17 protein-coding genes and 1 tRNA gene are annotated in these 21,244 nt (G+C 67.0%); 3 read left to right on the top strand and 15 right to left on the bottom strand.

Annotated elements, in window-relative coordinates; genetic code table 11:
• Positions 1–52 precede the first annotated feature (52 nt).
• Entirely contained in the window at positions 53–838 is a 786-nt protein-coding gene (gene map, locus FAZ98_RS10125) for a type I methionyl aminopeptidase (RefSeq protein WP_158951087.1), read from the bottom strand.
• A gap of 220 nt (positions 839–1,058) precedes the next feature.
• Here map and FAZ98_RS10130 point away from each other — a divergent pair, with 220 nt between their 5' ends.
• The gene (locus FAZ98_RS10130; protein ID WP_158951088.1) at positions 1,059–1,862 is read left to right on the top strand and encodes a glycosyltransferase family 2 protein; all 804 of its coding nucleotides are present in this window, start codon (positions 1,059–1,061) and stop codon (positions 1,860–1,862) included.
• Positions 1,863–1,979: 117 nt separating this feature from the next.
• Here the strand turns inward: FAZ98_RS10130 and FAZ98_RS10135 are convergent.
• The 3 genes from FAZ98_RS10135 to FAZ98_RS10145 all read right to left on the bottom strand — a co-directional run bounded on the left by FAZ98_RS10135 (position 1,980) and on the right by FAZ98_RS10145 (position 4,991).
• A tRNA-Ser gene (locus tag FAZ98_RS10135) sits at positions 1,980–2,070 on the bottom strand.
• A gap of 207 nt (positions 2,071–2,277) precedes the next feature.
• Positions 2,278–3,570 carry a serine--tRNA ligase gene (gene serS, locus FAZ98_RS10140; RefSeq protein ID WP_158951089.1) on the bottom strand — a complete coding sequence of 431 codons (1,293 nt, stop codon included), beginning with the start codon at positions 3,568–3,570 and terminating at the stop codon, positions 2,278–2,280.
• A 77-nt stretch (positions 3,571–3,647) separates the two neighbouring features.
• Positions 3,648–4,991 (bottom strand): replication-associated recombination protein A, encoded by a 1,344-nt coding sequence (locus FAZ98_RS10145; RefSeq protein WP_158951090.1) that lies wholly within the window; start codon positions 4,989–4,991, stop codon positions 3,648–3,650.
• 206 nt (positions 4,992–5,197) lie between these two features.
• On the opposite strand from FAZ98_RS10145, the gene cytX reads away from it, so the two are divergent.
• On the top strand, positions 5,198–6,523 hold the full coding sequence (gene cytX, locus FAZ98_RS10150; protein ID WP_158951091.1) for a putative hydroxymethylpyrimidine transporter CytX: 1,326 nt from the start codon (positions 5,198–5,200) through the stop codon (positions 6,521–6,523).
• Positions 6,524–6,636: 113 nt separating this feature from the next.
• Here the strand turns inward: cytX and bioB are convergent, their stop codons facing one another.
• From bioB to FAZ98_RS10195, 9 genes are all read right to left on the bottom strand, one after another.
• Positions 6,637–7,725 carry a biotin synthase BioB gene (gene bioB, locus FAZ98_RS10155; RefSeq protein ID WP_158951092.1) on the bottom strand — a complete coding sequence of 363 codons (1,089 nt, stop codon included), beginning with the start codon at positions 7,723–7,725 and terminating at the stop codon, positions 6,637–6,639.
• 38 nt (positions 7,726–7,763) lie between these two features.
• The gene (gene bioD, locus FAZ98_RS10160) at positions 7,764–8,522 is read right to left on the bottom strand and encodes a dethiobiotin synthase (protein WP_158951093.1); all 759 of its coding nucleotides are present in this window, start codon (positions 8,520–8,522) and stop codon (positions 7,764–7,766) included.
• The gene (bioF, locus tag FAZ98_RS10165) at positions 8,519–9,715 is read right to left on the bottom strand and encodes an 8-amino-7-oxononanoate synthase (protein ID WP_158951094.1); all 1,197 of its coding nucleotides are present in this window, start codon (positions 9,713–9,715) and stop codon (positions 8,519–8,521) included. The genes bioD and bioF overlap by 4 nt, the downstream gene beginning before the upstream one ends.
• Positions 9,715–11,073 (bottom strand): adenosylmethionine--8-amino-7-oxononanoate transaminase, encoded by a 1,359-nt coding sequence (gene bioA, locus FAZ98_RS10170; RefSeq protein ID WP_158951943.1) that lies wholly within the window; start codon positions 11,071–11,073, stop codon positions 9,715–9,717. Before bioA ends, bioF begins: the two co-directional genes overlap by 1 nt.
• A 404-nt stretch (positions 11,074–11,477) precedes the next feature.
• Positions 11,478–12,893 carry a dienelactone hydrolase family protein gene (locus FAZ98_RS10175; RefSeq protein ID WP_158951095.1) on the bottom strand — a complete coding sequence of 472 codons (1,416 nt, stop codon included), beginning with the start codon at positions 12,891–12,893 and terminating at the stop codon, positions 11,478–11,480.
• 571 nt (positions 12,894–13,464) lie between these two features.
• Positions 13,465–13,917, bottom strand: coding sequence for a YchJ family protein (locus FAZ98_RS10180; protein WP_158951096.1), 453 nt, complete (start codon positions 13,915–13,917; stop codon positions 13,465–13,467).
• Between the two features lie 53 nt (positions 13,918–13,970).
• Entirely contained in the window at positions 13,971–14,648 is a 678-nt protein-coding gene (locus FAZ98_RS10185; protein WP_158951097.1) for an SDR family oxidoreductase, read from the bottom strand.
• Between the two features lie 115 nt (positions 14,649–14,763).
• Entirely contained in the window at positions 14,764–15,975 is a 1,212-nt protein-coding gene (locus tag FAZ98_RS10190; protein ID WP_158951098.1) for an acetyl-CoA C-acetyltransferase, read from the bottom strand.
• Between the two features lie 90 nt (positions 15,976–16,065).
• Positions 16,066–16,467 carry a MerR family transcriptional regulator gene (locus FAZ98_RS10195; protein ID WP_158951099.1) on the bottom strand — a complete coding sequence of 134 codons (402 nt, stop codon included), beginning with the start codon at positions 16,465–16,467 and terminating at the stop codon, positions 16,066–16,068.
• 183 nt (positions 16,468–16,650) lie between these two features.
• On the opposite strand from FAZ98_RS10195, the gene FAZ98_RS10200 reads away from it, so the two are divergent.
• Entirely contained in the window at positions 16,651–17,721 is a 1,071-nt protein-coding gene (locus FAZ98_RS10200) for an MBL fold metallo-hydrolase (RefSeq protein WP_158951100.1), read from the top strand.
• Between the two features lie 135 nt (positions 17,722–17,856).
• On the opposite strand, the gene lolA is transcribed toward FAZ98_RS10200, so the two are convergent.
• Both lolA and FAZ98_RS10210 read right to left on the bottom strand, forming a co-directional pair.
• Positions 17,857–18,564 carry an outer membrane lipoprotein chaperone LolA gene (gene lolA / locus FAZ98_RS10205; protein WP_158951101.1) on the bottom strand — a complete coding sequence of 236 codons (708 nt, stop codon included), beginning with the start codon at positions 18,562–18,564 and terminating at the stop codon, positions 17,857–17,859.
• Positions 18,565–18,613: 49 nt separating this feature from the next.
• Positions 18,614–20,929: a DNA translocase FtsK gene (locus tag FAZ98_RS10210; protein WP_158951102.1), complete on the bottom strand. Its 2,316-nt coding sequence runs from the start codon at positions 20,927–20,929 to the stop codon at positions 18,614–18,616.
• Positions 20,930–21,244: the final 315 nt, after the last annotated feature.

Consider the following 21,244-nt stretch of genomic DNA (forward strand, 5'->3'; position numbering starts at 1 on the left):
CCAGCCCTGCCGCCGCTCTTGACAGCGGGCGTGAGCGCCCGCACGGCCGCCCTCACGGCGCCTCGTAAGCGCCTGTGCCGTCCGGCCAGGGCGTGAGCAGTTCGTAGCCGTCCTCGGTGACGGCGACCATGTGCTCCCATTGCGCGGAGAGCGAGCGATCCTTGGTGACGACGGTCCAGCCGTCGCGCTGCACCGTGGTGCCCGCGCGGCCCGCGTTGACCATCGGCTCGATCGTGAAGACCATGCCCGGCTTCAGACGCACGCCCTGCCCCGGCTGGCCATAGTGCAGCACCTGCGGTTCCTCGTGATAGACCTTGCCGATGCCGTGGCCGCAATACTCGCGCACGATCGAAAACCCCTCGGCCTGCGCACGCCGCTGAATGGCGTGCCCGACGTCGCCGAGCGTCGCGCCCGGCTTCACTTCGCGGATGCCGGCGAGCATCGCCTCGTAGGTCGTGTCGATGAGCTGGCGGCCCACGGCGCTCGGCGTGCCCACGGTGTACATGCGGCTCGTGTCCCCGAAATAGCCGTCCCGGATCACGGCCACGTCGATGTTGATGATGTCGCCGTCCTTCAAGACTTCGCCGCGGTTCGGAATGCCGTGGCACACCACGGAGTTGACCGAGGTGCAGATCGTCTTCGGGAAGCCGAGGTAGCCGACGTTGGCCGGCACCGCCTTGAGCGTATTGACGATGAAGTCGTTGCAGATCGCGTCGAGGTCGTCGGTGGAGACGCCCGGCTTGACGTGCTCGCCGATCATCGCGAGCACGTCGGCGGCGAGCCGGCCTGAAATGCGCAGGCGGGCGATATCGTCGGCTGACTTGTAAGTGATAGGCATCTGGAGACCGAAGTGGGCGGCGGCGCGCGTGGCTACGTGACCCACGTAACCGACGCGGCATCTCGCCGCAAATTCAAAGGAGCGATTGTACCGGCGCGGCGGCGTCGGCTGCGCGGGAACTCGGCCGGCTGCGATTGAATTTTCAGATACGTCCGATTGTTGTAGCGCAACCCGCCGTCAAGAATAAGAAATATCTTACATCGCAAGGCGATTTTCGCTCATGACCGCTTCCGCCACGGGTACCACGGGTGCCCCCACTGCCGCCGCGCCTCCCATCAACATCCTCATCGCGCTGCCGACCTACGACAACTCGGTGCACTTCGACTTCGCCATGGCGCTCGCCAAACTCATGGCGACCTTCAAGGAACGCGGCATCGGCTACGAATACATTCATACGGCCTCGTCGCACATCATTCGCGCGCGCAACTTCTTCGCGAGCTACTTCCTGAGCCGCCCCGAATTCACGCATTTGCTGTTTCTGGACACGGACATGGACTTCTCCGCCGAAGCCATCCCGCGCCTGCTCGCCGGCAACAAGCCCGTGGCCGGCATTGCCTGCCCGTACCGCTTCTTCGACGGCGCCACGACAATCACGAGCGCCGACGTCGGGCTTTCGCTGCGCGAATGGCAGGAAAAGACCGTCACGTACAACACCGCGATCGTCTCCGACGCCACGGGCAACAGCCACGTGCACGGCGGCTGGGCCGAGGTGAATCACATCGGCACCGGCATCTTTCTCGTGCGCCGCGACGCGATCGAAGCGATCCTGCCGCGCACGCAGCTTTACCGCCCGCCTTCCCAGTACGCGCCGTATCTCGCCGATGGCCGCTTCTACGGTTTTTTCGACACGATCAGCGAGCAAGGCGTCTATCTCTCCGAGGACCTGTCGTTCTGCCGGCGCGTGCGCGAGTCGGGTATGCCGGTGTGGGCGCTCGTCGACGAGAAAATCACGCATCACGGCGCGTCGTCGATATCGGGCACGTACCTGCGCGCGCTGGAATTGCGCGGGCACAGGAAGCCGTAACGAGAAGGCGTGAATCAGGCGCGGCGCATGGGTGCCGCGCGTTCGGCGACATCCACAAATTCGCCGCCGCAAAGCAAAAACCCCGCAGGTCTTTCGACTTGCGGGGTTTTCTGAATTTGGCGGAGAGGGTGGGATTCGAACCCACGGTACGGGGTTACCGTACGCCTGATTTCGAGTCAGGTACATTCGACCACTCTGCCACCTCTCCGGCGTCCTGCATTTTTACTGCTTCTCAGGTCTTGGTCGGCGACCAGAGAAGCGAAGATTATAGAACACTTTTAGGCTTTTGCAAGCCCTCGTGTGCAAAATCGGCGAAGAAATTTGCGGGCCGGTTTTGAGGCACTTTCGGCGGATTCAGCAGACAGCTGGCACACGCGGTTCCGTGCGCCGCTCATTCACCCGCTTATTTGCCCACTTAAGCCGACGCTTCGAGCCGCGCCACACCGCCCATGTACGGACGCAGCACTTCCGGCACCGTGACCGAGCCGTCCGCCTCCTGATAATTCTCCAGCACCGCCACGAGCGTACGGCCCACGGCGAGACCCGAACCGTTGAGCGTGTGCACGAGTTCCGGCTTGCCCTGCGCGTTGCGGTAGCGCGCCTGCATGCGTCGCGCCTGGAACGCCTCGGTATTCGAGCAGCTCGAAATTTCGCGATACGTGTCCTGCGCCGGCAGCCAGACTTCGAGGTCGTAGGTCTTGGTGGCCGAGAAGCCCATGTCGCCCGTGCACAGCGTGATGACGCGATACGGCAGGCCGAGCTTTTGCAGGATGGCTTCCGCGTGCACGACCATTTGCTCGAGCGCGTCGTACGACGTTTCCGGCGCCACGATCTGCACCATTTCGACCTTGTCGAACTGATGCTGACGGATCAGGCCGCGCGTGTCGCGGCCGTACGAACCCGCTTCCGAGCGGAAGCACGGCGAATGCGCCGTGAGCTTGATCGGCAGCGCGTCGCCTTCGACGATGCTCTCGCGCACCGTGTTCGTGAGCGAAATTTCCGAGGTGGAGATCAGATACTGCGTGACCGTGTTCTCGTCGCCGCCCTTCTCCACGCGGAACATGTCGTCGGCGAACTTGGGCAACTGGCCCGTGCCGTACAGGATTTCCGGATTGACGATGTAGGGCGTGTACGTTTCCGTGTAGCCGTGCTTGAGCGTGTGCGTGTCGATCATGAACTGCGCGAGCGCGCGGTGCAGGCGCGCGATCTGGCCGCGCAGCATCGTGAAACGCGCGCCCGAGAGCTTCGCGCCGGTCTCGAAGTCGAGCCCGAGCGGCGTGCCCACGTCCACGTGATCCTTCACCGCGAAGTCGAACGTGCGCGGCGTGCCCCAGCGGCGCACTTCCACGTTGTCCTTTTCGTCCTTGCCCGCGGGCACGCTCTCGTGCGGCAGGTTCGGCACGCCGAGCAGCAGATCGGACAACTTCGACTGGATCTCGTCGAGCGTGACCTGCGACGCCTTCATTTCGTCGCCGATACCGCCCACTTCGGCCATGACCGCCGAGGTGTCCTCGCCCCGGCCTTTCATCGCGCCAATCTGCTTCGACAGGCTGTTGCGGCGCGCCTGCAAGTCTTCGGTGCGAGTCTGGATGGCGCGGCGTTCCGCTTCGAGCGCGGAAAAAGCCGCGACGTCGAGGGTGTAGCCGCGGTCGGCGAGGCGCTTCGCGACGCCGTCGAGGTCTTTGCGCAGCAGCTGGATGTCGAGCATGGGATTGTGAGACGCAGTTTCGTTGTGTGAAGAGGCGATTTTAGCGCACCGGCGCGGCGATACCGCGCCCCGCCGCTTTAGCCCCGGCGCTTGCGGTTGCGCGCTTCCTCGGCGATTTCGTCGCGATGTTCCTCGCGCCACTGCGCGTCGAGGTCCGCGAGGCGCGCGAGCTTTTCGCCGATCTTGCCTTCGAGCCCGCGCGGCGTGGGCCGATACCAGTGCGGCTCGCGCATGCCGTCGGGCAGATAGGTCTCGCCGGCCGCGTAGGCGTCGGGTTCGTCGTGCGCGTAACGGTAGTCGTGGCCGTAGCCGAGTTCCTTCATCAGCTTGGTGGGCGCGTTGCGCAAATGAATGGGCACCGCGCGCGACTGGTCCTTGCCGACGAAGCTGCGCGCCGCGTTATACGCGTTGTAGCCCGCGTTCGACTTGGGCGCCACCGCGAGATAGATCACGGCCTGCGCGAGCGCGAGTTCGCCTTCGGGCGAGCCGAGGCGCTCGTAGGTCTCGGCGGCGTCGAGCGTCATGCGCGCCGCGCGCGGATCGGCCAGACCGATGTCCTCCCACGCCATGCGCACGATGCGCCGCGCGAGGTAGCGCGGGTCCGCGCCGCCGTCGAGCATGCGGCAGAACCAGTAGAGCGCGCCGTCCGGGTTGCTGCCGCGCACCGACTTGTGCAGCGCGCTGATCTGGTCGTAGAACGCGTCGCCGCCCTTGTCGAAACGGCGCAGGTTTTCGGCGAGCGCGCTGCCGAGCAGTTCGCCGTCGATCTCCGTTTTCTTCTGCTGCGCGGCCGCGCGCGCGACGATCTCCAGATTGTTCAGCAGCTTGCGGCCGTCGCCGTCGGCGGAACCGATCAGCGCCTTCTTCGCTTCGTCGGTGAACGTGAGGCCGCCGAGCTCCGCGCTGGCGCGCGCGAGCAGTTCGCCCTGCTCTTCCTCGTCGAGGCTCCTGAGCACGTAGACGGCCGCCCGCGACAGCAATGCGCTGTTCACCTCGAACGACGGATTTTCGGTGGTCGCGCCGACGAACACGAACAACCCCGACTCCACGTGCGGCAAGAACGCGTCCTGCTGGCTCTTGTTGAAGCGATGCACCTCGTCGACGAACACCAGCGTCTGGTGGCCGTGCGCGCGATGCAGTTGCGCCTGCTCGACCGCCTCGCGAATGTCCTTCACGCCCGAAAGCACCGCCGAAAGCGCGATGAACTGCGCGTGGAACGCGTCGGCCATGAGGCGCGCGAGCGTGGTCTTGCCCACGCCGGGCGGGCCCCAGAGGATCATCGAATGCGCTTCGCCGGACTCGAACGCCACGCGCAGCGGCTTGTTGGGCCCGAGCAGATGCTTCTGGCCGATGACCTCGTCGATGGAGCGCGGGCGCAGCCGCTCGGCGAGCGGGACGTTGGCACGGGTTTCTTCAAACATGACGTTTTCGCGATAATGACGGCTTGACGGCAGCGCGCGGGGAATCGGGGCAGCATCGATCACGTCGATACCCCGCCCGTTGCCCGGGCGCGCCGGATGCAGTCGAGCATTATGACAGCGCCCGCCGCCACGCGAGACGCGGCGCGATCCACGCCGACGCCGCCGGAACCCACAACATCACAGCAACTTCAGGGAAAGCGTTCCAGATGACTCAAGACTCCACCTCCGGCGCGAGCGCCAGCGAAGCGTCGGCCTACGCGCCGAACCTGCCGGTACCGGACGCGCGCCGCCAGTTCCGCACCGGCGACGCCTTCGCGCTCTGGTTCTCGCTCGGCATCGGCCTGCTGGTCGCGCAGGCGGGCGCGCTGCTCGTGCCGGGCCTCTCGCTGCCGCACGCGCTCTGGGCGATCGGCATCGGCAGCGTGATCGGCGTCGTGCTGCTCGCGCTCGCGGGCGTGATCGGCACGGACACGGGCCTGGCCGCCATGTCGTCGCTGCGCCCGACGCTCGGCGTGCGCGGCGCGTCCATTCCGGCCGTCATCAACATGGTGCAACTGGTGGGCTGGGGCTCGTTCGAGATCATCGTGATGCGCGATTCCGCCGACGCGCTCGCGAAGCAGTCGTTCGGCCTCTCAATGCCGCTCGTCTGGACCGTGATCTTCGGCGTGCTCGCCACCCTGCTCGCCATCAGCGGCCCGCTCTCGTTCGTGCGGCGCTTCCTGCGCACGTGGGGCATCTGGCTGCTGCTCGCCGGCGCGGCGTGGCTCACCTACGCGCTGCTCGCGCAGCACGACATCGGCGCGCTCATGCGCCGTCCGGGCACGGGCGAGATGCCGTTCGGCAGCGCCATCGACCTCGTCGTGGCGATGCCGCTTTCGTGGCTGCCGCTGATCGCCGATTACACGCGCTTCGGCCGCAAGGCGGGCGAAACCTTCCGCGGCACGCTGCTCGGCTACGGCATCGCGAACCTGTGGTTCTACGCGCTCGGCGCGATCTACGGCCTCGCGGCGGGCGGCGGCGACGCGCTGCTCACCACGGCGCTCGCGCAGGCGGGCGGCGGCTTCGCGCTGCTGCTCGTGCTGATCGACGAAATCGACAACGCCTTCGCCGACATCCACTCGGCCGCCGTTTCGACCGGCACGTTCTGGTCGCGCGGCAGCGTGCCCTGGCTTTCGGCCGCGTTCGGCGCGCTCTGCACGCTGATCGGCCTCGTCGTGCCGATGGCGAAGTACGAAAACTTCCTGCTCTTCATTGGCTCGGTGTTCGCGCCGCTGTTCGGCGTGGTGCTCGCCGATCACTTCATCGTGCGCCGCCGCCGCATCGAAGCGAAGGCGCTCGCCGATCTCAACGGCGTCTACGGCTATTCGGGCGGCTGGCACGTGAGCGCGTTCATCGCCTGGGCGCTCGGCATCGGCGCCTATCACGCGCTCAATCAATGGCTGCCGAATCTCGGCGCCACGCTGCCCGCGCTCGTCGTGGGCGCGGTGTGTTACCTCGTGCTCGCGGGGCGCCGCCGCGCGGCCTACGCGTAACGCGCGCGGTCTTCCGCGTTGGCATCGACGCAATAAAAAAACGCCACGCTTCGTTAGCGTGGCGTTTTCGTTTTCAGCGCCGATCCAGCACGCGAGTCAGCGCGAAACGGACCTTACTCGCGGTGGCCGCAACCGCCGTGCGAGTGACCGTGATGCGCGTGATCGTGGCCATGTTCGTCGGCGGGCAGATGCTGCGCGGCCTGCGCGCTGATGCCCAGACGCTGCAGCAGCTTGCGGTCGGCTTCGGCTTGCGGGTTGCTCGTCGTGAGCAGCTGGTCGCCGTAGAAAATCGAGTTCGCGCCCGCCATGAAGCACAGCGCCTGGAGCGCGTCGTCCATCTGCTCGCGGCCCGCCGAAAGACGCACCATCGCCTTCGGCATGGTGATGCGCGCCACGGCGATCGTGCGCACGAATTCGAACGGATCGAGCGGCTCGGTGCCGTCGAGCGGCGTGCCGCTCACCTGCACGAGATTGTTGATGGGCACCGACTCCGGGTACGGCTCCATGTTCGCGAGCTGCGCGATCAGGCCCGCGCGTTCGCGACGCGACTCGCCCATGCCGACGATACCGCCGCAGCACACGTTGATGCCCGCGTCGCGCACGCGCTCGAGCGTTTCCAGACGATCTTCGTAAGTGCGCGTGGTGATGATCTTGCCGTAGTACTCCGGCGAGGTATCGAGATTGTGGTTGTAGTAGTCGAGGCCCGCGTCGGCGAGCGCCTTCGCCTGGTGATCTTCGAGCATGCCCAGCGTCACGCAGGTTTCGAGGCCCATGGCCTTCACGCCGCGAATCATGTCCTTGATCGGCTCGAGGTGACGATCCTTCGGATTGCGCCACGCCGCGCCCATGCAGAAGCGCGTCGCGCCGTTGGACTTGGCCGCGCGTGCGGCGTCCAGCACGGCGTCCACGGCCATCAGCTTGCCGGCTTCGAGTTCGGTTTCGTAGTGCGACGACTGCGGGCAGTACGCGCAGTCTTCCTCGCAGCCGCCCGTCTTGATCGAGAGCAGCGTGGAAAGCTGCACGGCGTTCGCGTCGAAGTGCTCGCGATGCACTTGCTGCGCGCGGAAAATCAGGTCGTTGAACGGCAGCTCGTAGAGCGCGGCGACGTCGGCGACTTTCCAGCGCGCGGCGGCTTCGGCCGCGGCCTGCGCGCTCGGCGCGGTGGACTTGAGCGAAGTGAGGTCGATGTGGGTTTGCGTCATGTTGTCGTGATCCTTCGGGACGTTTTGACTGTTTAGCGTCAGGACGCGTTGCCGCGCGCGGCCGGGTCGGCGAGGCGTGCGAGCAAGACGTCGATATTCAGATGCGCCGCGGCCTGGTCGGCGAGCGTGCCGGACGCCAGCGAAGCATCGCGCAGATTCGGGACCACGCCGAGCAGTGGCGCGCCGTATTGCGCGGCGAGACGTTCGCGCAGCGCCTCGATGTTTTCGTCGGGGAACGTCATGGCCGGGTCGATACGGTTCGCGACCCAGCCCGCGAGCGGCAGGCCGCGCGCGGCGATCGCCTCGGCCGTGAGCAGCGCATGGCTGATGCAGCCGAGCCGCATGCCCACCACGAGCACCACGGGCAGCCCGAGCGCCACGGCGAGATCGGCCGTGTCGTGTTCCTGCGTGAGCGGCACGCGAAACCCGCCCACGCCTTCCACCACCACCGTGTCGGCGCGCGTGCACGCCTCGCGATGGCAAGCGACGATGCGCGCCATGTCGAGCGTCACGCCTTCGAGCGCGGCGGCGATATGCGGCGCGGCCGGTTCCTTCAGCAGAAACGGCGTGCGAATTTCGGGCGGCAGCAGCACGCTCGCGGCGGCGTCGAGTTGATCGGCGTCTTCGTTGTGCCAGACGCCGTCGCGCTCGTAGGCGCCCGCGGCGATCGGCTTGAGCGCCGTCGCGCGCAGGCCCGCGCGCGCGAGGCCGCGCAACAGCGCCGCGCTCACGAAGGTCTTGCCGATCTCGGTATCGGTGCCGGTGACGAAGAGCGAAAGCGTTGCGTTGCGCGTCATGCGGCACACTCCCGCGCCTCGAGGCTCGCGCGCTGGAACGCGGCGTCGAGCTGGTCGAGATCGGCTTCCGAATGCGCGGCCGAAAGCGAAATGCGCAAACGCGAGGTGCCTTCGGGCACCGTTGGCGGACGAATGGCGGGCACCCACAGGCCGTCGCGTTCGAGCGCCGCCTGCAGCGCGAGCGTCGCGTCGTTCGCGCCGATCACGAGCGGCTGCACGGCCGTGTGCGAATCCACGGGCTGCCAGCGGGTTTGCGCGAGCAACGCGCGCGTGCGCGCGATGAGCCGCGTGAGATGCGCGCGGCGCGCGTCGCCCTCTTCGCCCGCGATCAAACGCAGGCTCGCGGACACAGCATGCGCGACCGCCGGCGAGGACGCCGTGGTGAAGATGTACGGACGCGCGCGCTGCACGAGCCATTCGATCACGGTCTCGTGCGCGCAGACGAACGCGCCCGACACACCCGCCGCCTTGCCGAGCGTGCCGACCAGCACGAGGTGTTTCGAGCGCAGCGCCGCGTGCGCGAGCGCGCCGCGCCCTTGCGGGCCGAGCACGCCGAAGCCGTGCGCGTCGTCGAGCACGAGCCACGCGCCATGACGTTCCGCGAGTCCGAGCAGACGCGCGAGCGGCGCGACGTCGCCGTCCATGCTGAACACCGTGTCGCTCACGATGAGCTTGGCCGGCGCGTCCGAGGCTTCGAGCCGCGCCGCCAGCGCATCGACATCGGCATGCGGATAAATCTCGATCTGCGCCCGCGAGAGCCGCGCGCCGTCGATCAGCGAGGCGTGATTGAGCGAATCGGAAAAGATCGTCGTGCCGCGATCCGCGAGCGCGGTGAGCACGGCGAGATTCGCCATGTAACCGGTGCTGAAGTACAGCGCGCGCGGCGCGTCGACGAAGGTGCCCGCGAATGCGGCGAGATCGTCCTCGAGTTGCGCGTGCGCGCGCGAATGACCGCCCAGCAGGTGCGAACCGCCGCTGCCCGCGCCGTAACGCTGCGCGCCTTCGGCGAGCGCGGCCACGAGCTGCGGATGCGCGGCGAGGCCGAGATAGTCGTTGCTCGCGAAACCGATCGTCGCGCGGCCGTCCACCTGCATGTGCGCGCTGCACGGCGTGTCGGCGGTGCGGCGGCGGCGGCGCAAACCGCGCGCGTCGATCTCGCGCAGGCCTCGTTCGAGCGTATCAAGCAGCGTCATCACAGGTCCTCCGCAACGGTGGCGTCGAAGGTGTCGCGCGTGCGCGCGGCAAGCAGCGCTTGCGTTTCGGCGTCCAGAATGTAAGGCGGCATGACGTAGACGGTCGTGCCGATCGGGCGCAGCAGCAGTTCGCGCTGCAACGCGTGTTCGAAGAAGCGGCGCGAGAACGTGGCAGCGCGCCGCGGGTCGGCGAGCGCCACGTCGAACGCGAGGATCGTGCCGCACTGGCGCAGGTCGCGCACGAGCGGATGCGCTTCGAGCGGCGCGAACGCCGCGCGCAATTGCGCCGATTTGCGCGCGTTCGCGGCGAGCACGTCGTCGCGCTCGATCAGGTCGAGCGTCGCGAGCGCCGCGCGGCACGCGAGCGGATTGCCCGTGTACGAGTGCGAGTGCAGGAAGCCGCGCGTGGTGTCGTCGTCGTAGAACGCGCCGTAGATGTCGTCGCTCGACAGCACGATCGAGAGCGGCAGATACCCGCCGCTGATGCCCTTCGAAAGCGTGAGCAGATCCGGCCAGATGCCCGCCTGCTCGCACGCGAAGAACGTGCCGGTGCGCCCGCAGCCCACGGCGATCTCGTCGGCGATCAGATGCACGCGGTGACGGTCGCAGAGCGCGCGCAGGCCTTGCAGATACGCGGGATCGTGCATCGCCATGCCGGCCGCGCATTGCACGAGCGGCTCGACGATCAGCGCGGCAATGCGCCCGTCGCGCTCGGCGAACAGGCGCTCGACGTCGGCGAGCGCGCGCGCCGCCACGTCGGCCGCGGTTTCGCCGGGCTGCGCGAGGCGCGCGTCGGGCGAAGCGACCACGTGCGCGTGATGCAGCAGCGGATCGTAAGCATCCCGAAACAGCTTCACGTCGGTCACGCCGAGCGCGCCGATGGTCTCGCCGTGATAGCTGTTGGCGAGGCAGACGAACTCGCGCTTGCCGGTCTCGCCGCGATTGCGCCACGCGTGAAAGCTCATCTTCAACGCGATCTCGACCGCCGAAGCGCCATCGGACGCGAAGAACGCATGGCCGAGCGTGTGGTTCGTGCGCGCGGCCAGCCGCTCGGCCAGCTCGACGGCGGGCTCGTGCGTGCAGCCCGCGAGCATCACGTGTTCGAGCGTGTCGAGCTGCGCCTTGAGCGCGGCGTTGATCGACGGATTGGCGTGGCCGAACAGATTGACCCACCACGAGCTGATCGCGTCGAGATAACGGCGGCCTTCGCGGTCGTAGAGCCACGGGCCTTCGCCGCGCGCGACGGCCACGAGCGGCACGCGCTCGTGGTGCTTCATCTGGGTGCAGGGGTGCCACACGGCGCGCAGGCTGCGAGCGATCCAGTCGTGCGCGTCGCCGGGGGCGGAATTCGGGTGCAGATTCAAGTACGGCTCCGGAAACAACAGCGGGCCGAGATTAGCGCGTTCGCCGCCGCATTGCACTACCCCGGAAAACAGCGCCAAAGCCCTGCCGGCGCGGGGTTGCGCGGGGTTCGGCGCCGCTTTCGGCTGTTATATCGAAAAGGCCGGAAATGCCCGGAGATAGCGACGACAAAGTGAACCCGCCTTATGCAAAAAAATCTGCGGCGCGGCGGAAAACGGCGCGGGGCGGGTAACGCGGGCGAGAATTTTGGCGCGCGTTGGCGCCCGGCCGAGGCGCGGCTGGACGATGGCCGAACGCGCCGGAGCCGCGCCATCGACGGAAAAAGCCGGACGCAAAAACGCCGGGCGGCTCGCGAAGGAGCCGCCCGGGTCAGGAAACGTGTGGGTCAAGCCGCGCGAACTTAACGGCTGGCCAGCGAGTGCGAGTTGTCGGCGGCGTTGTTGTCCGTCGATGCCGTGGCGGCGGGCGCGGCGTCCTTGCCGCCGTTCGCGCCGTTTTGCGCCGTGGTGGCGGCCGTGTCGTCATTCCAGACCACCGTTTCGTTCACCGCGTAGAGGCGGCACGGGTCCGAGCTGTGCTTTTCGCAGTTCGAGATGGCGACGTTCATCGGGTTGTCGCCGCCTTCGGCCCACGACCAGGCGCCCGAGTCGGACACCGCGAACGCGCGGCTCGAGTACTGCTTGAGGAAGTTGCGGTAGCCGTCGCGGCCGGCCTGATCGAGGAACGGCACGGCGCCGACCGAATCGATCGAGGCGTAGCCCGTGCCGTGCGGCGCGGCGGGCGTGTTCACGCGATACTGCACCGCCGTGGGCAGGCCCGCCGAGGCGAGGAACGCTTCGACCGTGGGCCACCAGATCTTCACGCCGTCACGGTCGCCGACCAGACGATGCGCGTCGTTCTTGTACGAACCGAAGTCGACGAGCTTGGCAACCGCTGCCGGACGGTCCTCGCCGCCTTGCGCGCCCTCGTAAGCCGCGAACATTTTCGTGACGAGATCGCGCGACCACACCGAGTCGTTGTCGCCGTAGAGCCAGAGCGAGGCCACGCGAGCCTTGCCGCCGTATGCGCCGAACGCTTGCGTCAGATTGCCCTGCCAGCCTGTGCAGGCGTCCTGGCGCAGGCCACCCGAGAAGTTGATGAGCGCGCGCACGCCCTTGGCGGCTTCGGTGCCGTAGGCCATGGTCGCGAGGCCGCCGTGCGAGGTGCCCGCCACGACGATCTGGTTGGGGTCCACGTACGACTGCTTCGACATGTACGCGACCGTCGCCGCCACATCCGACGCCTGGCCGAGACCGTTGCTCGCCACGTCGCAGCCGTCCTGCTGATAAGTGCCGCCGGAATCGGCGAAGCCCTGGCGGTTGGGTGCCACGACCACGTAGCCGCGGCGCACGAATTCGCGCGCGAACGACAGCGGGTCGCTGCGCGTTTGCAGGCGCGGGTCGCCGGGAATCTTGCCGTGATTGAACACGACCATGGGGAACGGGCCGGGGCCGTCCGGGCGATAGATCGTGGTTTCGAGCGTGACGTCGCCCGATGCGTCGACGGGAACGCGGATCACCTGCTCGTTGAGATCGGCGCGCACGGCCGGGAGATAGGCGTCGTCGAGCGCGATGCGCGGCACGTTGGCGTTGCCGAGCGGGCCGCCCGCGAGCGCGGCGCGCGCGGTGTCACGCGACTGGGCAGCTTGCGCATTGGCATTGGCCGCGGCCGTAGCGCCCCTGGCGGCCGACTCGGCCAGCGGCGCAGCGTGAGCCACCGAAACCAGGCACGTGGTGCCGGCTACGACCCATCCGGTAAGAAGCTTCCTGAACGCCATGCGCAACACCACCTGCAAAAAAACCTGCCGAGAATCTGACTTGCCGCCGGTCGAATCCGTTGCACGCACAACGAATCACCGTGGCGCATGGCTCGAAAGCCAGGCGCTGGCACATGACCCGTCTCGGGGGAAGTAAAACCGACCGGAATACTTGCGCGGCGCAGTTCCTGTCGATCAGACCCGCCGCCAGCCTTCGCTCGCAACCCGCTTTAGACGCTGCGTGAAAAAGCTTTTCACTACGCGCTTACGTGCTGGAACGAACACCGTGATTCGATACTCGCACGACAAATAATTGTTGTGCAATTCAGGGGTTACCCGGCATAACGCGTGCCAACGCCGCGCAAGCCTTGCTGCGCGGCGCATCGGCAAAACAGTAAGCGACGGGAAAGGCGAAAAAGATTAAAAAGGTCGCGAAATCAGGCGTCGCGTGCGGCCAACAGAGGCGGTTCTGGTGCAAGCGTGCCTCTTAAAGAGGCGCTGTTCTGCACGGTTTTCGAACGTTGAATAATCGGTAATAAGCGGATTTAATACGGTCGTTTATTTGCCGCGTCAAATAAAATCCCGCGCCGTTTCAGCGCGAATCGACATCGCCTTCGACATAACGCCAGCGGCCGTCGCTTTCGCGTGTGAAACGACTCGTTTCATGCAGACGAAACGCGCGGCCGCCGGTTTTGTAGCGCGCGACGAATTCGACGATCGCGTGCGTCTCGTCCGTCTGTTCGTGGCGTTTGACGGCGAGACCGAGCCAGCGCGGCGCATCGGGTGCGGCGGGGTCGACCTCGAGGTCGGCGGGACAGGTTTGCGGCGCCCACGTCGCACGCAGGTACGCCACGTCGCCGAGCACATACGCCGTGTAGCGCGAGCGCATGAGTTCGAGCGCGCTGGCGGGCACGGCGTGATCGTCGATAAAGCGGCCGCAACATGCCGCATAGCGCGGCGGTTTCCCGTTCGCCTTGAGATTCGGCGCGGCGCCGCCGCAGGGACAATCGGCGGGCCGGGCGGCGCGCGGGGTATCGGCGTTCATTGCATTCGGATAGAAACGAGAAGGCGCACAGCGTAGCGCAACGGCGCCCCGCCTTACCAGTCCAGTTCGGTGCCGTCGTACTGGAAGAAGCGGCCGTTGAACACGTCGCGCGCGGCGGCGGCCTCGGCGAGCACCTCGCGCATGCCGGCCACGCTCGCCGCCACGTCGATGGCCGCGTGCGAGCCGCCCATATCTGTGCGCACCCAGCCCGGATGCAGCGAGACGCAGGTGGCGCGGCGCGTTTGCAGCGCGGTCACCTTGAGCACGTCGTTGAGCGCGGCCTTGCTCGCGCGATAGAGCCAGCCCGTCGTGCCGGTGGTCATCGAGATGCTGCCCATGCGGCTCGACATCACCGCCAGCACGCCATGCGCCGCTTCCACGAGCGGCAGCACCGTGGGAATCAGTTGCATCGGGCCGCGCACGTTGGTGCTCATGACGTGATCGAAGTCTTCCGCCGTGACGGTTTCGACGCCTTCGGTGCGCGGGCCGTACACGCCCGAATTGATGAGCGCCACGTCGATACGCTCGCCGTCGAGCTTCCAGCCGAGCGCCGCGATCTCTTCCGGCCGCGTGATGTCGAGCGCGAACGGTTGCGCGCCCGCGTCGCGCAGCGCGTCGAGCGCTTCGGGCGAACGCGCCGTGGCCAGCACGCGCCAGCCCGACTTCCGGTATTGATGCACGAATTCGATACCGAGCCCGCGCGAGGCTCCCACGATCAACGCTGTTTTCATCTCGCCACCTTGTTTGCTTGCCGCGGCTCGTGGCCATGCGCGAACTTCCGTGCCATGGCGCCGCGTGCGGTCTTGCCGTGCGCCGCCTCCCTGCGGCGCACGTTCAGGCGCAAGCCTACAGCAGTTCGACGCCCATCGCCGTGGCCTCGCCCCCGCCGATGCACAGCGTCGCCACGCCGCGCTTGCCGCCGCGCGCGCGCAACGCGCCGATCAGCGTGACGAGAATGCGCGCGCCGGAGGCGCCGATGGGATGCCCGAGCGCGCACGCGCCGCCGTTCACGTTGACCTTGTCGTGCGGCAGATCGTGCGCTTTCATCGCGGCCATCGTGACCACGGCGAAGGCCTCGTTGATCTCGAAGAGGTCGACATCGCCCGCCTCCCAGCCGGTTTTCCCGAACAGCTTCGCGATCGCGCCGACGGGCGCCGTGGTGAACTTCGACGGCTCCTGCGCGAAAGTCGCATGGCCGGTCACGCGCGCGAGCGGCGTGACGCCCAGACGTTTGGCCGTGGATTCGCGCATCATCACGAGCGCCGCCGCGCCATCCGAAATCGACGACGAATTCGCGGCCGTGACCGTGCCGGTTTTGCTGAACGCCGGCTTGAGCGTGGGGATCTTGTCGGGCCTGGCCTTGAACGGTTGCTCGTCGCGCTCGATGGTGGTTTCCCCCGCGCGCGACGTGACCTTCACCGGCGCGATTTCCCAGCCGAACGAGCCATCTTCGTTGGCGCGTTTCGCGCGCTCGAGCGATTCGATCGCGAACGCGTCCTGGCGCTCGCGCGAGAAGTCGTATTCGCCCGCGCATTCCTCGGCGAACGTGCCCATCAGACGGCCTTTGTCGTAGGCGTCTTCGAGGCCGTCGAGGAACATGTGGTCGAGCACCTGGCCATGGCCCATGCGCATGCCCGCGCGCGCCTTGGGCAGCAGATACGGCGCATTCGACATGCTTTCCATGCCGCCCGCCACGATCACGTCGACGGAACCGGCGCGCAGCATGTCGTGCGCGAACATGGCCGCGCGCATGCCGGAGCCGCACATCTTGTTGACGGTGGTCGCGCCCGCCGCGAGCGGCAAGCCCGCGCCCAGCGCCGCCTGACGCGCGGGCGCCTGGCCCTGCCCCGCGGGCAGCACGCAGCCCATCACCACTTCGTCGATCTGCTCCGGCTTCAGGCCCGCGCGCTCGACCGCCGCGGCGATCGCGGCCGCGCCCAGTTCGGGCGCCGTGAGCGAGGCGAAATCGCCCTGAAAACCGGCCATCGGCGTACGTGCCGCCGCGACGATCACGACGGCGTCCTGATCCTGTTCCTGTTTGCGTGCTGTCTCACTCATGGTGTCTCTCCTTCGATGGATGTCTCGAATGGGATGTCGATACCGCGTCTGCGGCGGCGCGCGGCGGCTTATGGCAGCGCGCGCGGTTTCCTATGGCTTCGCGCCCGCCGTGGTCCGGTCGAGCAGCGTGCGCGCCTGCGCTTCGTACTGCGCGAGGTCTTCGAGTGTCGCGTCGAGGTCGGCGCGCTGGCGTTCGAGAATCTCGCGGTGATGCACGACCGTGTCGAGAAACGCCTGAAGCTGCGGCAGCGTGTCGGTGGGCGATTCGTAGAGATCGAGCAGCGTGCGGATTTCCGAGAGCGTGAAGCCGAGGCGCTTGCCGCGCAGCGTGAGCTTCAGCCGCGTGCGATCGCGCCCCGAAAACACGCGCCGCAACCCGCTCGCGCCCTCGCGGCTCGGTGCAAGCAAGCCCTGATCTTCGTAAAAGCGGATCGCGCGCGGCGTCACGTCGAATTCGCGGGCAAGCTCGGTGATCGTGTACTGGGTCGTCATGGTCGGGCGATGAAGCGTGTGGGACGTCGCCGGCACGATGGCGCGAGCGGCGATAGAATCGACGTTTACGTTATCGTCAACCTGAGCGTTTCGCAACCCGGCTCGCCCCGGGACGCCCGACGATGCCGCCCCCATGGCAAAGACCGTCCACCCAGAACCCGAGACCACGAGAAGACGCCCGCAATGAACGCACTCGAACACCAGCTCGACTATCCCTTCGCCGACACGCTCCCCGAACCCGGTCACGTTTTCGAAGTCGCGCCGGGCGTGAAATGGCTGCGCATGCCGCTGCCGTTCGTGCTCGACCACATCAATCTGTGGCTGCTGCGCGACGAGATCGACGGCCAGCCGGGCTGGACCGTGATCGACTGCGGCATCACCGACGACACCATCAAGGCGCGCTGGGAAGACGTATTCGACGGCCAGCTCGAAGGCCTGCCGGTGCTGCGCGTGATCGTCACGCATTGTCATCCCGACCACATCGGCCTCGCGCACTGGATCTGCGCGGGCGGCGAGAAGCAGCGCTGGGACGTGCGCCTCTGGACCACGCACGGCGAGTACATGCAGGCGCGCGTGATGGCGTCCGGCGACGGCTCGAACGCGGGCGGCGAAGGCGCGGCGCGCCACTTCGCGCGTCACGGTCTCGCCGACGAAGCCGCGCTCGACAAGCTGCGCAATCGCCGCGATTACTACAGCAAGCTCGTGCCGGCGCTGCCGCCGCAATACCGCCGGTTGCGCGAGGCGGACACGGTGCGGATCGGCGGGCGCGACTGGCAGGTCATCACCGGCTACGGCCATTCGCCGGAACACTGCGCGCTCTACAGCGCCGAAATCGACACGCTGATCTCGGGCGACATGGTGCTGCCGCGCATCTCGACCAATGTGTCCGTGTTCGACATGGAGCCCGAAGGCAATCCGCTCGGCCTGTATCTGCACTCGCTCGGCCGCTACGAAACGCTGCCCGAAGCCACGCTCGTGCTGCCCTCGCACGGCAAGCCGTTTCGCGGCGTGCGCACGCGTATCGCGCAACTGCGCGCGCACCACGACGCGCGCGTGGCCGAAGTCATGGAGGCCTGCGAGCGCGCGCCGCAAAGCGCCGCCGACATCGTGCCGCTCATGTTCAAGCGCCAGCTCGACATCCACCAGATGACGTTCGCGATGGGTGAGGCGCTCGCGCATCTGCATTTGCTGTGGCTCGCGGGCAAGCTCCAGCGTTCGACGGACGCCAACGGCGTGATTCGTTTCGCGCCTTGAGCCGCGTGCCTCCGCGGTGAATCGGGCGCACCTCGCATCGGCGTAATAAAAAACGGGCGGCTCCCGGAAGAGACCGCCCGTTTGGCTTGCGGCAAGGCTTGCCGCGAAGCTCGATAGCAGCGCGATGCCAGCGCCTTAGTTGCCGCCGCCCGTGATCAGATCGGCGCCCTTGGGCCGCACGAACTTGAACGTGGTGGCCGGCAGCGACGGGTTCTTCTCGATGTTGGAGAACGTGAGCAGCGTCACGTTGCCGAACACGTCGTGCAGTTCCATGGCCTGCAGATTGCCGTCCTTGAAGCCGATGCCCACGCTCTTGAACTGCGTGTCGCGCGCCTTCGGAACCAGTTCGAGCCAGTCGATGCCGTTCTTCACGCCCGCGTCGGAGAGCGTGAAGTTCTTGTCGAGGTCGTTGCTGCCGAACAGGATCGCGGCCGGGCTCGCGCCGAGCGCGCCGCCGAGCTTGCGCTCGGTCACCTGGTTCAGGTCCTTGTCGTACACGTAGAGATTGTCGCCGTCAGACTGCAGCACCTGCTGATACGGCTTCTCGTACGACCACACGAACTTGCCGGGCCGCGCGAACACGAACGTGCCGCTCGACACCTTGGAATTGAGCGTGGCCGTGGCGACCGCGTCGCTCGCGTTCTTCGCGTTCGATTGCGGCTTGAGTTCGCGTTGCACGAAGCTGCCGCGCGCGGCGTGAACCTGCGAGACGAACTGCTTCAGTTGGTCGGTGCCGCTCGCGTACGCCTGCGAGACCATCAATACCGACGCGCCCGCCACCGCGAACAGGGCACGGCGCGCGAAGCGCTCGAAGCGGGTCGGAAGTCCAGCCGAAAACTGCATCTATCGTTCTCCAAGAGGGAAATTCTGGGGCGCGGGTGATTCGCCGTGCTTACTCGCTGTCGCGCGTGGGCACGAGGATCTCGCGGTTGCCGCTCGACGACATCGCCGAAACCAGCCCCGACTGCTCCATCTGCTCCAGCAGCCGCGCAGCACGGTTATACCCGATGCGCAGATGCCGCTGCACGAGCGAGATCGACGCGCGCTTGTTCTTGATGACCACTTCGACGGCCTGATCGTAGAGCGGATCGGACTCGTCGCCGGTACCCGAAGCACTTGCCGTGCCTTCGTCGCCCTCGCCCGCCACGCCGCCTTCAAGCAGGCCCTCGATATAGTTCGGCTCGCCCTGCTCCTTGAGCTTGTCCACCACGCGGTGCACTTCCTCGTCGGAGACGAACGCGCCGTGCACGCGCACCGGCAGACCCGAACCCGGCGGCAGATAGAGCATGTCGCCCATGCCGAGCAGCGACTCCGCGCCCATCTGGTCGAGAATCGTGCGCGAGTCGATCTTCGACGACACCTGGAACGCCATGCGCGTGGGCACGTTGGCCTTGATGAGACCCGTGATGACGTCGACGGACGGCCGCTGCGTGGCGAGAATCAGGTGAATGCCGGCCGCGCGCGCCTTCTGCGCGATGCGCGCGATCAGCTCTTCGACCTTCTTGCCGACCACCATCATCAGGTCGGCGAGTTCGTCGATCACCACGACGATGTTCGGCAGCTTCGAGAGCGGTTCGGGGTCGTCGGGCGTGAGGCTGAACGGGTTCGGGATCTTCTCCTCGCGCTTGTTCGCTTCCTCGATCTTGTTGTTGAAGCCCGCGAGATTGCGCACACCCAGCTTGCTCATGAGCTTGTAGCGGCGCTCCATTTCCGCCACGGTCCAGTTCAGCGCGTTGCCGGCCTGGCGCATGTCGGTCACGACCGGACACAGCAGATGCGGAATGCCTTCGTAGACGCTCATTTCGAGCATCTTCGGGTCGATCAGGATCATGCGCACCTGTTCCGCGCTCGCCTTGTAGAGCAGCGAGAGGATCATGGCGTTGATGCCGACCGACTTGCCCGAACCGGTCGTGCCGGCCACCAGCAAGTGCGGCATTTTCGCGAGATCGGCGCACACCGGTTTGCCGCCGATGTCCTTGCCGAGCCCCATGGTGAGCGCCGAAGGCGCGTCGGCATAGACCGCCGAGCCGAGAATTTCCGAAAGCCTCACGGTCTGGCGGCGCTGGTTCGGCAGTTCGAGCGCCATGAAATTCTTGCCCGGGATCGTTTCCACCACGCGAATCGACACGAGCGAGAGCGAACGCGCGAGATCCTTGGCGAGGTTGACGATCTGGCTGCCCTTCACGCCGGTGGCGGGCTCGATCTCGTAACGCGTGACAACCGGGCCCGGATACGCGGCCACCACGGCCACGTCCACGCCGAAGTCCTTGAGCTTTTTCTCGATGAGACGCGAGGTAAATTCGAGCGTGTCGTCGGAGATGGTTTCCTGGGTCGCGGGCGCGGGGTCGAGCAGCGAGATCGCGGGCAGCGTGGAGTCGCCCGGCAGATCCGTGAAGAGCGGCACCTGGCGCTCTTTCTCCACGCGCTCGGAGCGCTGCGGCGTGACCACGGGCGGCACGATCGTGACCGGCTCGTGTTCCTCGATCTTCACGCGGCCGCGCTCGACCTTGCCTTCGCGCTTGACCGCGGCGGCCTCGCCGAGCTTGCGGTCGCGGCCGGCCTCGCGGCGCAGCTTGGCCATGGTCACGGCGTTGATGATCGATTCGCCGACTTTTTCGGCGACGGTGAGCCACGAGAAACGGAAGTACAGCGACAGGCCGATCGCGAGCGCGAGCAGCATGGCGAGCGTGCCGCCCGTGAAGCCGAGCGCGTGCGACACGCCGCGCGCGACCGCCGAGCCGACCACGCCGCCCGGGTCGGCGGGCAACTGGACCTTGAGCGACCACATGCGCAGCGCCTCGATGCCGCAGCACGAGAGCAGCACGAGCGCGAACGCGAAGGCCTCGGCGATCCAGGTGATGTCGCGCGGCTTGTCTTCGTCGTCCTCGGCAGCGGTCTCGCGATGCGTGATGCGCCGGTAGTTCGCCGAAATGAAGCGCCCGAGCAGCACGACCCACCAGTACGCGGAAAGACCGAACAGCAGCAGCAGGATGTCGGCGATGCGCGCGCCCACGCGGCCCGCCCAGTTGGCGATGTGATCGACCTGCGCGGCGTGCGTCCAGCTCGGATCGTGGCGGCTGTAGCTGATGAGCGCCATCAGCAGGAACACGCCGAGCGCGACCTGCAAAATCCAGCGGATTTCGGTGAAAAGGCGCGACATGCGATGCGGCAATGCCTGCGCCTGCGCGGAAAAAGGAGCTTTGGCCATTGAACTCTGGGCTGAATCTTGTGCGTTTTGCCGGTTCGCGCTCCGCCCGAAGGCGCCGCGAAGCCCGGCGCTGCCGCCTTCGTGCGGGCCGGCAGCCGTGTATTCGAGCGTGTGTGCGTCGATCCGTCTGCGGCCTATTGTAAACGCGTTGTTTAGGCCCCGGCGGTCCCGCGCTGTAAATGACGGTAACTGACAACGCCGGCCCGCGCGCCCCGCCGGGCTTGAGCGCGCGGGGTATCGGCCGGAACGCCTACGCTATCGGGACGATGAAAAAGCCTCATCGGGCAGCGAATCCCCCCGCCCTTTATAATTGCG

The sequence above is a fragment of the Paraburkholderia acidisoli genome (assembly GCF_009789675.1).
In the GTDB taxonomy this organism is placed as follows: domain Bacteria; phylum Pseudomonadota; class Gammaproteobacteria; order Burkholderiales; family Burkholderiaceae; genus Paraburkholderia; species Paraburkholderia acidisoli.